Source organism: Litoreibacter ponti, from assembly GCF_003054285.1.
Classification (GTDB): domain Bacteria; phylum Pseudomonadota; class Alphaproteobacteria; order Rhodobacterales; family Rhodobacteraceae; genus Litoreibacter; species Litoreibacter ponti.
Window position 1 is genome coordinate 250,543 of record NZ_QBKS01000002.1, and the last position, 12,197, is coordinate 262,739.

Annotated in this window: 15 protein-coding genes and 1 tRNA gene; 3 read left to right on the forward strand and 13 right to left on the reverse strand. The window is 64.1% G+C overall.

The window, feature by feature from the left end; translation table 11 throughout:
* Positions 1 to 71: 71 nt before the first annotated feature.
* Positions 72 to 1,055: a tripartite tricarboxylate transporter substrate binding protein gene (locus tag C8N43_RS15090; RefSeq protein ID WP_107846594.1), complete on the reverse strand. Its 984-nt coding sequence runs from the start codon at positions 1,053 to 1,055 to the stop codon at positions 72 to 74.
* A gap of 198 nt (positions 1,056 to 1,253) precedes the next feature.
* Here C8N43_RS15090 and C8N43_RS15095 point away from each other — a divergent pair, with 198 nt between their 5' ends.
* Positions 1,254 to 2,669 carry a helix-turn-helix domain-containing protein gene (locus tag C8N43_RS15095; protein ID WP_107846595.1) on the forward strand — a complete coding sequence of 472 codons (1,416 nt, stop codon included), beginning with the start codon at positions 1,254 to 1,256 and terminating at the stop codon, positions 2,667 to 2,669.
* A gap of 149 nt (positions 2,670 to 2,818) precedes the next feature.
* Positions 2,819 to 3,244 carry a cupredoxin domain-containing protein gene (locus C8N43_RS15100; RefSeq protein ID WP_107846596.1) on the forward strand — a complete coding sequence of 142 codons (426 nt, stop codon included), beginning with the start codon at positions 2,819 to 2,821 and terminating at the stop codon, positions 3,242 to 3,244.
* A 66-nt stretch (positions 3,245 to 3,310) separates the two neighbouring features.
* Here C8N43_RS15100 and C8N43_RS15105 read toward each other — a convergent pair whose 3' ends face one another.
* The 12 genes from C8N43_RS15105 to C8N43_RS15160 all read right to left on the reverse strand — a co-directional run bounded on the left by C8N43_RS15105 (position 3,311) and on the right by C8N43_RS15160 (position 11,789).
* The gene (locus tag C8N43_RS15105) at positions 3,311 to 3,988 is read right to left on the reverse strand and encodes an SOS response-associated peptidase (RefSeq protein ID WP_107846597.1); all 678 of its coding nucleotides are present in this window, start codon (positions 3,986 to 3,988) and stop codon (positions 3,311 to 3,313) included.
* 111 nt (positions 3,989 to 4,099) lie between these two features.
* Entirely contained in the window at positions 4,100 to 5,230 is a 1,131-nt protein-coding gene (locus tag C8N43_RS15110) for a slipin family protein (protein ID WP_107846598.1), read from the reverse strand.
* Between the two features lie 399 nt (positions 5,231 to 5,629).
* Positions 5,630 to 5,700 (reverse strand) — tRNA-Asn (locus C8N43_RS15115).
* Positions 5,701 to 5,991: 291 nt separating this feature from the next.
* The gene (locus C8N43_RS15120) at positions 5,992 to 6,483 is read right to left on the reverse strand and encodes a helix-turn-helix transcriptional regulator (RefSeq protein WP_107846599.1); all 492 of its coding nucleotides are present in this window, start codon (positions 6,481 to 6,483) and stop codon (positions 5,992 to 5,994) included.
* A gap of 6 nt (positions 6,484 to 6,489) precedes the next feature.
* Positions 6,490 to 6,966, reverse strand: coding sequence for a hypothetical protein (locus tag C8N43_RS19750; RefSeq protein WP_211308609.1), 477 nt, complete (start codon positions 6,964 to 6,966; stop codon positions 6,490 to 6,492).
* 60 nt (positions 6,967 to 7,026) lie between these two features.
* The gene (locus tag C8N43_RS19755; RefSeq protein ID WP_211308610.1) at positions 7,027 to 7,515 is read right to left on the reverse strand and encodes a PepSY domain-containing protein; all 489 of its coding nucleotides are present in this window, start codon (positions 7,513 to 7,515) and stop codon (positions 7,027 to 7,029) included.
* A gap of 222 nt (positions 7,516 to 7,737) precedes the next feature.
* A complete protein-coding gene (gene trpB / locus C8N43_RS15135) occupies positions 7,738 to 8,970 on the reverse strand; it encodes a tryptophan synthase subunit beta (RefSeq protein WP_107846601.1) in 1,233 nt (410 codons plus the stop codon).
* A gap of 154 nt (positions 8,971 to 9,124) precedes the next feature.
* On the reverse strand, positions 9,125 to 9,355 hold the full coding sequence (locus tag C8N43_RS15140) for an N-(5'-phosphoribosyl)anthranilate isomerase (RefSeq protein ID WP_107846602.1): 231 nt from the start codon (positions 9,353 to 9,355) through the stop codon (positions 9,125 to 9,127).
* A gap of 34 nt (positions 9,356 to 9,389) precedes the next feature.
* Positions 9,390 to 10,028, reverse strand: a complete 639-nt coding sequence (locus C8N43_RS15145) for a phosphoribosylanthranilate isomerase (RefSeq protein ID WP_107846603.1) — start codon at positions 10,026 to 10,028, stop codon at positions 9,390 to 9,392.
* A 7-nt stretch (positions 10,029 to 10,035) separates the two neighbouring features.
* Positions 10,036 to 10,395, reverse strand: coding sequence for a LapA family protein (locus tag C8N43_RS15150; RefSeq protein WP_107846604.1), 360 nt, complete (start codon positions 10,393 to 10,395; stop codon positions 10,036 to 10,038).
* A gap of 34 nt (positions 10,396 to 10,429) precedes the next feature.
* A complete protein-coding gene (ihfB, locus tag C8N43_RS15155; RefSeq protein ID WP_107846605.1) occupies positions 10,430 to 10,714 on the reverse strand; it encodes an integration host factor subunit beta in 285 nt (94 codons plus the stop codon).
* 253 nt (positions 10,715 to 10,967) lie between these two features.
* Entirely contained in the window at positions 10,968 to 11,789 is an 822-nt protein-coding gene (locus C8N43_RS15160) for a LysR family transcriptional regulator (RefSeq protein WP_107846606.1), read from the reverse strand.
* Between the two features lie 93 nt (positions 11,790 to 11,882).
* On the opposite strand from C8N43_RS15160, the gene C8N43_RS15165 reads away from it, so the two are divergent.
* Positions 11,883 to 12,140 carry a hypothetical protein gene (locus C8N43_RS15165; protein ID WP_107846607.1) on the forward strand — a complete coding sequence of 86 codons (258 nt, stop codon included), beginning with the start codon at positions 11,883 to 11,885 and terminating at the stop codon, positions 12,138 to 12,140.
* The last annotated feature ends 57 nt before the right edge of the window (positions 12,141 to 12,197 follow it).

Consider the following 12,197-nt stretch of genomic DNA (forward strand, 5'->3'; position numbering starts at 1 on the left):
AGATGAAACAAGGTCGGGCAAGGCGACGTCGCGCCTTGCCCTATCGTGTCAGAAGTCTCTCCCGAGCGTCCTTACGATCCGGCGTTCTCGCCCATCGAGGTCAGGATATCGCTGTGCAGGGCGCGCTCTTGCAGGAAGTAGGCCTGCAGATCATCGCCGGTCAGGAAGTCGGGCATCAGCGCCTTCTCGGACGTGTAAGTCTGCCACTCTTCCGTCTCGCTCAGCTTCTGGAACATGTCGGTGTAATAGGCCACGGCCTCTGCCGGCATGTCCTTGGGGGCCACGAAGCTGCGCTGCATGGTGTAGACCAACTCGTGGCCCAGCTCGCCCATGGTGGGGACATCGGGGAAGGCTTCGATCCGCTCGGCGGTGAAGGCCGCGATCGGACGCGACTTGCCGGCCTGGTAGAAGCCCATCTGCTCGGACGGGTTGTTCACGGTGCTGTCGATGTGACCGCCCACGAGGTTCTTGGCCACGGTGCCGCCGCCTTTGAAGGGCACGTAGGTGTGCTTGATGCCGAACTCTTTCTCCAGCATCGCGGTCACGAGGCTGTCTTCCGCGCCGGTGCCGGTGCCACCCATCTTCCAGCTTCCGCCAGCGGCCTTCACGGCGGCGACGTAGTCATCAAGCGTCTGGATGTCGCTGTCGGCATTCACCCACAGCACGAACGTGTCGAGCGCCATGCGCGCGATCGGGGTGTATTCCTCGATATCGACGCCAATGTCGGTGCGCAGCGGCGTGGTGTAGTAGCTGTTGAGCGTCGCCATGATCGTGTGGGCGTCGCCTTCCTTGTCTTTGAGGTATCGCAGGGCCTCCGCGCCGGAGCCGCCGCCCTTGTTGATCGGCAGGACGGGCATCTGCGCGAGGTTCTCTTTCTGGATGATCGACTGGAACAGGCGCGCCAGACGGTCTGCGCCACCCCCGGTGCCGGCCATGATGACCATCTCGATGGGCTTGTTGGGCTTCCAGCCCTCGGCGGCTGCCGGGACGGCTGTGGCAAGCGCCGCGGTGGCGGCGAGCGCGATCATTGCGCGGCGGGTCAGTGAGTAAGTCATGTAAAGTCCTCCCATGGCGCTCGTTCATGCACTGGCGTCTTCAGACTGACCATTTTCCCGGCACGAGCAGTTTCGATGCGCATTTACCTACCCATACGAAATTAAATTACACGAAAAAGCGCGTTTCTGTGTTATGTGGAAAGATAACAGATGAATAATCTGTAAACTTGTAAACAAACTGCATACCAAGGCATGCCTATGGACACGACCCGCAAGACCCTCGTCGGCCCCTCCCTGAGACAGCTGCGCCGCGACAATCGCGAAACGCAGGCCCAGATGGCCAAGCGGCTGGGGATAAGTGCGGCCTATGTGAACCTGTTGGAAAACAACCAGCGCGCCCTGTCGGTGCAAGTCCTTATGGCCATTACGGAAACCTATGGCGTGGATTGGCGCGACCTGATCGCCGACAATGACGCGGCCCGGCTGGCCGATCTGCGCGCGGCGCTGCGCGACCCGGTTTTTGGCCCCGAGATCCCCGACCTGCAGGAGCTGCGCGCCGCGCTTGATCACGCGCCCCGGCTGGTGGAGAAGTTCCTGTCCCTGCATCGCTCGCACCGCATGACGATGGACCGGGTGATGGCGCTTGGCAGCGATGAAGGCGCATCCGGGCTGATCGCGACCTCGCCCGAGACCGCGATCCACGACTACTTCCGCAACCACGGGAATCACTTCGACACGCTGGAACGCCGCGCCGAGGCGATCCGGGGGGAGATCGGCGGCGGACCCGATGATCTTTACGCCGGGCTGAAAGCGCGGCTGGGCGCGCGGCACGGGGTCGTCGTGCAGATCGGGCGCATCCATGACATAGGCGCGCGGCTGCGCGACTACGATCAGGCGGCGGGCAAGGTCATCCTGTCGGAAGCGCTCGATCACCCCAACCGGGTCTTTCAACTCTGCCACGTGCTGGCGCTGCTCGAGGTCTCGGGCGAGATCGACCTGCTGCTCGAAGACGCAGCCATCGCCGACGAGGCGGGCGCGGCGCGCTGCCGGGTGGAGCTGGCCAACTACGCCGCCGCGGCGATCCTGATGCCTTATATGGAGGTGCTGGAGCTGGCCGAAAGCACGCGCTACGACCTCGACCGGATCGCCGCGGGCTTCGGCGTGAGCTTCGAGCAGGTCTGCCACCGGCTGACCACCTTGCAGCGCGATGGCGCGCGCGGTGTGCCGTTCTTCTTCCTGCGCACCGACAAGGCGGGCAATGTCACCAAGCGGTTCAACTCGACCTCCTTCACCCTCGCCGAGCAGGGCGGCGCCTGCCCGGTCTGGAACATCCACGGGGCCTTCCGGACACCCGGGGTGATCCTGCCGCAATTCGTCGAGTTGCCCGAGGGCGGGCAGTTCTTCACCCTCTCGCGCACCTCCGACCGCCCGGTCTTTTCGCGCGCCACGCAGGACCGGCGGCTGGTGGTCACGCTGGGCTGCGAACGCACCCACGCAGAACGGATCGGCTATGCGGCGCCCTTCAACATAAGCGAGCGCGACCTGTTCGACCCCATCGGGATCAACTGCCATCTGTGCCCGCGCCAGGCCTGCTCCCAGCGCGCCCACCGCCCGCTTCATGTCAATCTTCCGCTCGATGCCAACCGGCGCGGATCGACCCGCTACGAGAGCTGAACCCATTAAAATTGTACGATAATTCGCAACGCTCTGTTTCCAAAGCGGAGACTTGATGCCCCAGAATCGCCCCAATGTTCGGTCATTAACCTTTGCATATTATTGGGCGATCCCCCCGCTCAGAGCTGTAACACGTAAGGAGCATTCTTATGCGTAAATTTGCGATCATGACCGCTTGTGCGGTTGCCATGACTTCCGGCGCCGCTTTGGCCGTCGACACTGAAGACGAAGAACTCAATGGCATCGGCGATCCGCTGACCACGTCCCGGATCGACATCCGCGGCGGCGTGTTCTTCCCGCCCATGGTGATGGCGGAAGTCGGCAAGACCTACTTCATCCGCAACAACGAAGAGATCGTGCACAATGCGACCGCCATCGATGGCAGCTGGTCCACCGGCGACATCCAGCCCGGCGGCCAGGCGGTTGTGCATCTGACGGCCAGCATGACGCGCTGCTTCGAGTCCACCGTGAACCCGGAATACAAGGGCGCCTTCGGCGATGCCCTGTCCGGCGAAGCGCCTGAGTGCTTCGAGCTGTCCGGCGCAGGCGAGACCGACGCGGCCAACAACCAGTAAGCCATTCCGCTTGACTGACTGCGACAGGCCCTGCCGGATCCGGCGGGGCCTTTTGCTGTGGGATTGCTACACCTCGATCGGCGTGATCAGCTCCGGCCCCGCGGCCCGGTTCGAATTTACCGCTGTGCCGACGCGGTGAAACGCCAGCCGGTCCTCAGGGGCGTGGGTCATCAGCTTCGCCGCCCCCTTACCCGCCTCCCCCAGCCAGAGCGGCCAGTCTTGCGGCGCGAGCGTCACGGGCTCACGGTGATGGATCGCCTGCATCTTGGGCGAGGCCTCCGTCGTGACAATGGCGCAGGTCACATGCTCGACCTCCGCGCCTTTCTCCTGCCCCTTCCAATGCTGATAGATGCCCGCGAAGGCGAGCGTGCCGCCGTCATCGGGGTGGATGTACCACGGCAAGCGGTTGCCATCCGCATCCTTGGTCCATTCGTAAAAGCCCGTCGCCGGGATCAGGCAGCGCTGGTGGCGCACGGCGGCGCGGAAAGCGGGCTTCTCGGCCACCGTCTCGCCCCGCGCGTTGATCAGGAGCGGGCCGTCACCGGGCGTCTTGTACCAATACGGGATGAAGCCCCAGCGCAGCGACACGATCCGCCGATGCCCCTGCTCCGAGGTCACGGCGCAGACCTGATTGGTCGGGCAGATGTTGTAATTGGGCAGGTTCGGCAGATCATTGCCCGGCGCCGCATCAAACAGCGCCGCCATCGCTTCCGCCGGGGTGGTCATGGAAAATCGTCCGCACATGGGGGCAAAGATTAGGGCCCCTCGCCCGGCTGCGCCAGTTCGAACCGCCCCGGCGACGCCGAGTACGCAAAGGTAGACCGCCCGAGGTCTCCCCCCGGGCGGTCCCATCTTTCAGTCGCGGAGCCGGACGATGTCGTTCATCAGCCCATCCGTCCCGCTGTGCACGGTCAGGCGCTCCACTTTGCCCGCGATGGCTTCCAGAGCTTCCAGCTCTTTCAGCCGCAGCATCACGGGGTTCTCGGCCATCACCTTGGCGGTGTTCAGAAGCGAACGGGTTGCGTTCGTTTCTTCCCGACGCCGGATGACGTTGGCCTCGGCCGCTTTCTCGGCAGCGACAACACCCGTCAGGATGTCACGCATCTCGCCGGGCAGGATCACGTCTTTCAACGTGATGGCCCCCACCTCGACCCCGAGCTCGGCCATCTCGGCGCGGACCGCATCTGCGGCCTCGGCATCGACGGCCAGTTTGTCGGCGAGCAACGCATCCAGGGTCAGCGCCCCCAGCGTTTTGCGGAAGGCGAGGCCCAGGGCACGGTGCAGCGCGTCCTCGAAGTCGCGGACGGCGGTGACCGCCCGGACGGGGTCGACCACCCGGAAGTCAGCGGCAAGGTTCACCCGCAGCGACACCCGGTCCCGGGTCAGGATTTCGTGGCCGGTCACGTCATGGGCCCGCCAGCGCAGATCCACCCGCTTGACCACGATGGTCCGGCCAGCGGTCCAGAACCGGTGCACGCCCGCCTCCAGCACCTCGGCCAAGGCCCCGTCGACGAACATCAGCGCGACATCCGCCTCAGCCACCTCGACCACGGTCATGGCGTGGGTCATGCGTGCCCGGGTCAGCCGATCGCCCAAGGCCCGGTCCACGGCGAACCCGTCAGACAGGTCCACCCGCGTCACGGCCCAGGGCCCCGCATCGGTCCAGAGCAGGCGCCGGGTCTCGGGCGCGAGCACCTCGAAGAGCCGCCCGTCCCGCTCGATCACCGCGATCTCGCCCGCATCGGTCCGCATCTCGGTGAGATGCGCCCACGCCAGCTCCGCGTGCCCCCGCATCAAAGCCTCCGCCAGAGGAGAGGTGAAGACGGGGTCGCCCAGATCGTGCCGCTCCAGCACGTCGCGCGCCCAGATGCGGTGCTCGCCCGCGCCCAGGATCGCATGGATCCGACCTTTGCGCAGCACGATGGCCCGCTCGGTCTCGGACACGGTCACTTTCCGCATCCCGGTCAAAATATTCAGCAACCACATTGTCTTATCTCCTTTTCTGTCGGTGCTTGTCGTCGTCGCAAGGGCGACCTCCTTGGGGTTGGGGGGCCATGGATGGCCCGGTTGAAAACGCGTGTGGGTGGAGACCCAGAGCGCACGCCCTGTCCTGCCCGGCGCGGACCCTTGAAGAGCGGCGTGGCGCACCCCCCCCCGCGGGGCGGTGCGCGATCGAAACCCCGCACCCCCGGCCGGGGTGGCGCCACATCGCGGCCCCAAGGGCCGGCCCCGGACGGGGCGGTTGGCATGTCACTCGCGCAGGAGCGCACGCGCCCCCGGTCCAGAACGCGCCGCGCGCGGGCGGGCCCTGGGCCTCCGTTGAGATGGTTGAAACCGTGTTAATGACGGCGGGGAGTCGAACCCCAGGCATCCCTGCCTGACCCATTGTGATGGCAGGAGTCGAACCTGCTCCTTTGGATTAATCGTCCAATGCTTTACCGATCAGCTACATCAAATACGTTCCAAAAACGTACCCCTTCAGCCTGTGCGCCCTTGGCATACATACGCGGCAGCGCCGCGATGTACCGGGGCAGTTGATCACCTGCCACCGCTATGGTGCGCCCTTGCATTCGGGAGGTGCGGTGTAGCCGCAGGGGGTGATTCCGATCTACCGGAGAAAATTCGGGGGGATTGGGCCTGTGGCGCGGGCGCAACAAAATTGCGCACTTGGGTAATATTTGAAAAGGCTGTGGCGAATTGAACGGCCATTCACTGATTGCCAAAGCGATTTGACCTTGCGGAAAGTTTCACACCAGCCGGTCGCCCATCAGGTCCTCGACGAACAGGCTGAGCAGCTGCGCCCGCCCGCTAACCCCGGCCTTGCGGTAAATGGCGTTGGTCTGCGCCTTCACGGTGCCCTCGCTGGTCTCGCGCAGGGTGGCGATTTCCTGCAGCGACAGCCCCTTGATCGAAAACAGCGCCACATCACGTTCGGCGGGGGTCAGGGCCCATTCCTCGAACCGCTCATTGAGCAGCTCGGCAAAGGCGCCTGAGGCCAGCCGCAGCTGGCCTTCGACGTGATCTGCACGGGCGCGGATGGCGCGCAGGGCGACTGCCCCCATGACCACGCCCAGGATCAGCCCGACCGAGGCGCCGATCTCGATCAGCTCGCGCAGCTGCCAGTTGATCGGGTTGACGGACAGCCCCAGGACGGAAATTGCGATCTCCGAGACGAAGAAGATCGCACAAAACAACTGCAGCGCCAGAATGGCAAAGAACGCCGCCCGCGATTTCAGCATGGGGGCTTAGTCGTCATCGTCGTCATCCCCGCCGCCGCCGCTGCCGCTGTTACCACTCCCGCTATTTCCGCTGCCGCTGTTGTCGTCATCATCATCGTCGTCGTCGTCGTCATCATCATCGTCGTCGTCATCGTCGTCATCGTCGTCATCATCGTCGGAGCTTCCACGCCCGGAGTTGCCGCTCGATCCACCAAGAAGCTCGGGGCCGGACGCCCCATTGCCGAGCCGCTGCGTGAAATCGCGCAAGATGACGCCGGTCGATGGGTTAACGACGATTTCACGGCTGAGATCACCGCGCTGCGCCGTGATCCGCACGCGGCCCAGCAGCGTGCGCGCGCTAGAGGTCACCTTGAAGCCCTGACGGGCGAGCTGGCGCTCCACCGAGGCTTCAACGCTCTGTGCTACCGCCAGCCCTGGCAAAGCTGTGGCCAGCGCGAGACTGGCCAGTCCAAGTGCGACGCGGCGTCGGGTTACTCGTGTCATCGGGTCCTCACGTGACCTCTTGCCCGGCACGCGGGCAAGAGGTGTTGGTGTGTACAGCGATCAGTCGTCATCCTCGTCGTCGTCGTCGTCGTCATCATCGTCATCGTCATCGTCGCTGTCATCATCGTCATCATCATCGTCGTCGTCATCGTCGTCGCTGTCGTTGTCATCATCGTCGCGATCGTCATTGTCATCATCGTCATCGTCACGATCGTCACGATCGTCGTCATCATCGTCGTCGTCCTCATCATCGTCGAGGAAATTCTCGTTGCGCGCCTGGATCTCGACGCCCGCGCGCCCGATCTCGTCGGCCTCGGCCCGTTCCTGTTCCTGCTTCAGGATCTGCCCGGTGGCATTGTCGTAGATCAGTTCCAGCTTTTGCGCGCCGTTGATGGCCTCGACCTTGGTTTGGCTCGGGCCGTTCTTGATCTCGATGAATCCAAAGCCGCGCGATTGCAGGGTCTCGACGATCTGCTCGTTCATCGTCGCCGCCATCGCAGCGCCAGTGAGGGAGGTGGATGCCAGCAGGGCAAGGGTGATGCGTTTCATGATCAGGTCTCCTTTCGATCCGCTCGAACCGCAGGGTGCGGTCGATGCGGTGAAGGATCGGGGGCCCGCGCGCCGATGCCCATGAGCTAAAGGTTTAGGCGCGCTCGCGTAAACCGGGGCAAGATAGGAATAAACCCCAGTTTATGGGGGTGTCAGGGTCCAGACGAAAAAAGAGCGCCGATCCGGCGCTCTTTTGACGTGTGGTCCTGTCTTGGAACGTGACTAGGCGAACTCGCCCATCTCGAAATCGAGCGCGCGCGCCACGGTGAAGATGTCCTTGTCGCCGCGGCCGCACATGTTCATGCAGATGATGTGATCTTCCGGCAGCTCCGGCGCAATCTTCATCACATGGGCCAGCGCATGGGACGGCTCGAGCGCGGGGATAATCCCTTCGAGCTTGCAGCACAGCTGGAACGCCTCCAGCGCCTCGACATCGGTGATGGCCACGTATTTGGCCCGCCCAATCTCGTGCAGCCAGCTGTGCTCCGGCCCGATGCCGGGATAGTCGAGCCCGGCGGAAATCGAGAAGCCCTCGAGGATCTGGCCGTAATCGTCCTGCAGAAGGTAGGTGCGGTTCCCGTGGAGCACGCCGGGACGCCCGCCGGTGAGCGAGGCGCAATGCTCCATCTTGGCGTTGACTCCCTTGCCGCCCGCCTCGACCCCGATGATGTTGACCTCCTTGTCGTCGAGGAACGGGAAGAACAGCCCCATCGCGTTGGAGCCGCCGCCGATAGCCGCTATGATCGTGTCGGGCAGGCGGCCCTCGGCCTCTTGCATCTGTTCTTTCGTCTCTTTGCCGATGATGGCCTGGAAATCGCGGACCATGGCCGGGTACGGATGCGGGCCCGCGACCGTGCCGATGCAGTAGAACGTGTCGCGCACATTGGTAACCCAGTCGCGCAGGGCGTCGTTCATTGCGTCCTTGAGCGTGCCACGGCCCGACGTGACGGGCACCACTTCCGCGCCCAGCAGGCGCATGCGGAAGACGTTGGGGGCCTGACGCTCCACGTCATGGGCGCCCATGTAGACGACGCATTTCAGCCCGAACTTGGCGCAGACAGTGGCAGTGGCCACGCCGTGCTGGCCCGCACCAGTTTCCGCGATGATACGGGTCTTGCCCATGCGGCGCGCAAGGATGATCTGGCCCAGCACATTGTTGATCTTGTGCGCGCCGGTGTGGTTCAGCTCGTCGCGCTTCATGTAAATCTTCGCGCCACCCAGATGCTCGGTCAGACGCTCGGCGTGATAAAGCGGGCTGGGGCGGCCGACATAGTGCTTCCAGAGGAAATCCATCTCGTCCCAAAAGCTCTGGTCGGTCTTGGCGTGCTCGTACTGAGCCTCGAGCTCGAGGATCAGCGGCATCAGGGTCTCGGACACGAACCGCCCACCGAAATCGCCAAACCGGCCATTCTCGTCCGGGCCGGTCATGAAGGAATTCAGAAGATCGTCAGGCATAGTGGTGCTCCCTTGGCGTGCGAGGGAGAGGAATATCAACGTGCTGCGCGTGGGACAAGCGAAAGGCGGATTGATCCGCCTTTATGACGCAGCCGCGCGGCAGCGTTGAAAGCCGCGTCGACGCGGCTTTTTCAAAGGGCCTTCGAAGGCCCTTTTACCGCACCCGGCGGATCGGCAGCTGATTGCAGAACACAACGAAATGCCGGCCATTCTCGACCGCCTGAAAGCCACGCGCCTCCAACGCGGCATAGAACAACGCGCGCCCCGCCAGCCGTTCCACATCGCGCACCTGGCGCTTCACGATCCCGCCGCGGCGCGCTTCGGTCGATGAGAAGATTTGATCAAGCCAGAGTTCGGGCGTCAAGTATTCGGGTAAGGTCGCCATTGGGCGAGTGTCGCCCCGCTGGGTTAAAAGTCGCTTAACCAGCCGCGGCCGCGATAAAATCCGCAATGAGCGCCGCATCCTTGACGCCGGGCGCACGTTCGACGCCGGACGAGACATCGACCTGATCCGCCCCGGTGAGCTTGATTGCCTCGGCGACATTCGCCGCCGTCAATCCGCCCGCCAGCATCCAAGGCACCGACCAGCGGCGACCCGCAATCAGGCGCCAGTCGAAGGACAGCCCGTTGCCGCCCGGCAGATTGCCGCCCGTCGGCGGCTTGGCATCGACGAGAAGCTGATCTGACACCGCGGCATAATCCGCGAGCGCGGGCAGATCCTCTTCGCCAGCGACCCCCACCGCCTTCATCACGGGCAGCCCGAAGCGGGCGCGGATCTCGGACACGCGGTCGGGGCTTTCCTTGCCGTGGAGCTGCAGCATGTCGAGCGGAACCCGGTCAACCAGCCCGTCCAGCATCTCGTCGGACGCATCCACCGTCAGCGCGACCTTGGCGATGCCCAGCGGCACGTCCAAGGCCAGCGTCCGCGCCGTCTCGAAGCTGACATTGCGCGGAGATTTCTCAAAAAACACGAAGCCGACATATCCGGCCCCCGCTTGCGCGCAGGCGGCCACATCCTCAGGGCGGCTCAGGCCGCAAATTTTTACCCGAACGGACATGGGAGGATCAGCGCGCGGGCGCGCTGTCGTCGAGCAGGGCGAGGACCTCGTCCTTGCCCTCGTTGTTCTTGCGCTTGAGGCCTTTGACCTCGCGGGCGAGCTGCTCTTTCTCGCGGCGCTGCGCGCGGGCCTCGGCACGGTGCTTGTGCTCGCGGAACCACTCCCAGACGAAGCCGATGAGCAAGCCAATGACGATGGCCGCGAAGATGATCACGAAAAGCGGCAATTCATAGGACAGGGGCTGGCCCAAATAGGCGGCCATCTCGGACGGCAGCACCTTGATGGTGACCATGCCGCGATTGGCCAGCGCCACGAGGATCAGGCAGATGCCCACGAGGGCCAAAAACAGGTAGCGCAGGTATTTCATCAGCTCTCGAGCCTCAAGGTTGGACGTCTCGGTCTCAGTCGTGCCCGTTCAGTCGGTCGCGCAGCAGCTTGCCGGTCTTGAAAAAGGGCACATGTTTCTCTTCGACATGAACGCTCTCGCCGGTGCGGGGGTTCCGGCCAACGCGCGCATCGCGCTTCTTGACGGAAAAGGCCCCGAAGCCGCGCAGCTCGACCCGGTTGCCGGAGGCGACGGCGTCGATGATCTCTTCGAAGATGGTGTTCACGATACGCTCGACATCACGTTGGTACAAATGCGGGTTCTCATCGGCGATCTTCTGGATCAGCTCGGAGCGTATCATCAATCATCCTCCCCAGGACTTTGCGTTTGGCAGCGACCCTTGTCCGAGCCGTCTGTCCGGGGACTATAGGCCGAATAATCGAGCGGCGGAAGGCGTTTAGAGCCTCCCTGCCCCCCCATCATCGGGGAAAAGAGCGTGAAAAAATCGCATCTCGACGCGGGTGGCCCAAGAATAAGGCAGCGCAAAGGACGCCCGACCCCGCCACCCGGGATGCGATTCGGCGCGCGCGGACGGCATGCGGTCCGTATTGCGCTCACCCGCGTGCAAGCGCGGCGTAGAGCCGGGTCAACACCCGCCGAACCTCCGGCAGATGACGGTCATCGTGGTGAGTGACGACCCATTGATCATGGGCCAGCTCCGGCACCGTGTCGCCCACGCGGACGAGCCCGGGTTCGCGATCGCCGATGAAGGTCGGCAGCAGTGCCTTGCCTCGGCCCGCGCGCACGATATCGAGAGAGTTGCGCGGGGCGGTCACCTCGAAAATGGCGTCGCGCCCCACTCTGGCGTCCAACCATCGGGCCGACGGCGTGTCGGCCAGCACCTTGACCCAAGGGCGGTCCTCGGCGCCCTTCAAGGCGTAGGGCGCGAATTCGTTGCGAGCGGTCTTGCGCCCGGCGAGGCTGGCCTCGCGCGGACGCTGATTGCGGATACCGATCACCACTTCGCGGTGGGCAATATCCAGCGCGGCCTCGGCGGCGGCGAAGCGCAGACGCAGGTCCGGCGGGGTGCCGGTGAGGGCATCAAGCAAGTCCAATAGGTGCAGCACCGTCCAGCTTCCGGCGGAGATCTTGACCAGCGGCAGCGTCTCTGCCGCCGGGCGCGCGGTGATTTGGGTGATGCGGGTTTCGACCTCGGCCAGCTCATCGCGCATCGCGCGGCCCTCGTCCGTCAGGGCGTAGCCGCGGTCATGGCGGGCGAACAGCTCGCGGCCCAACGCGCGTTCCAGCGCGAGCATCCGGCGGCCCAACGTCGCCGGGCTGCGTCCGGTGGCGCGCGCGGCCGGCGACAGCCCGCCATCGCGGGCGACGGCGAGGAACAGGTTCAGGTCATCCCAGGATACATCCTTTTCATTCATGAAATGATCACTTCATTTCCGCTCATTTCGTTGCACCCCCAACTGGCGGTATCACCGAAGCGAAGTCAAGCACCCCTAATGATGGAGAGCCCTATGCCCGAGCATCTGAAGACGGACCAATCTTTCCCGAACCCGCGCCCAAGTGCGGCGGCACAAAAGGCGCAGGCCTTCTACGAGCTGCATGGCGGCCATGGGCCTGTGTTGATCTTCTGGCTGGTGGATCGGCTCTATCGCGCGATCCGGCGCATTGAGACGCCCCCGCCCGAGACGACACTGCCGTGGGACCGCGTGCGTGCCGCCAAGGCAGGCGCGCCAGACTTTTTGGAAAAGTCTGGGGGCAAATCCTTCTAAAGGATTTGGTCGCAATTTCTTTTCAAGAAATTGCCCCCTCAAAAAGAAAAAGGCCCC

Coding starts and splice junctions, on each gene's coding strand:
- C8N43_RS15090 (WP_107846594.1), bottom strand. CDS start 1,055: ATGACTTACTCACTGACCCGCCGCGCAATGATCGCGCTCGCCGCCACC.
- C8N43_RS15095 (WP_107846595.1), top strand. CDS start 1,254: ATGGACACGACCCGCAAGACCCTCGTCGGCCCCTCCCTGAGACAGCTG.
- C8N43_RS15100 (WP_107846596.1), top strand. CDS start 2,819: ATGCGTAAATTTGCGATCATGACCGCTTGTGCGGTTGCCATGACTTCC.
- C8N43_RS15105 (WP_107846597.1), bottom strand. CDS start 3,988: ATGTGCGGACGATTTTCCATGACCACCCCGGCGGAAGCGATGGCGGCG.
- C8N43_RS15110 (WP_107846598.1), bottom strand. CDS start 5,230: ATGTGGTTGCTGAATATTTTGACCGGGATGCGGAAAGTGACCGTGTCC.
- C8N43_RS15120 (WP_107846599.1), bottom strand. CDS start 6,483: ATGCTGAAATCGCGGGCGGCGTTCTTTGCCATTCTGGCGCTGCAGTTG.
- C8N43_RS19750 (WP_211308609.1), bottom strand. CDS start 6,966: ATGACACGAGTAACCCGACGCCGCGTCGCACTTGGACTGGCCAGTCTC.
- C8N43_RS19755 (WP_211308610.1), bottom strand. CDS start 7,515: ATGAAACGCATCACCCTTGCCCTGCTGGCATCCACCTCCCTCACTGGC.
- trpB (WP_107846601.1), bottom strand. CDS start 8,970: ATGCCTGACGATCTTCTGAATTCCTTCATGACCGGCCCGGACGAGAAT.
- C8N43_RS15140 (WP_107846602.1), bottom strand. CDS start 9,355: ATGGCGACCTTACCCGAATACTTGACGCCCGAACTCTGGCTTGATCAA.
- C8N43_RS15145 (WP_107846603.1), bottom strand. CDS start 10,028: ATGTCCGTTCGGGTAAAAATTTGCGGCCTGAGCCGCCCTGAGGATGTG.
- C8N43_RS15150 (WP_107846604.1), bottom strand. CDS start 10,395: ATGAAATACCTGCGCTACCTGTTTTTGGCCCTCGTGGGCATCTGCCTG.
- ihfB (WP_107846605.1), bottom strand. CDS start 10,714: ATGATACGCTCCGAGCTGATCCAGAAGATCGCCGATGAGAACCCGCAT.
- C8N43_RS15160 (WP_107846606.1), bottom strand. CDS start 11,789: ATGAATGAAAAGGATGTATCCTGGGATGACCTGAACCTGTTCCTCGCC.
- C8N43_RS15165 (WP_107846607.1), top strand. CDS start 11,883: ATGCCCGAGCATCTGAAGACGGACCAATCTTTCCCGAACCCGCGCCCA.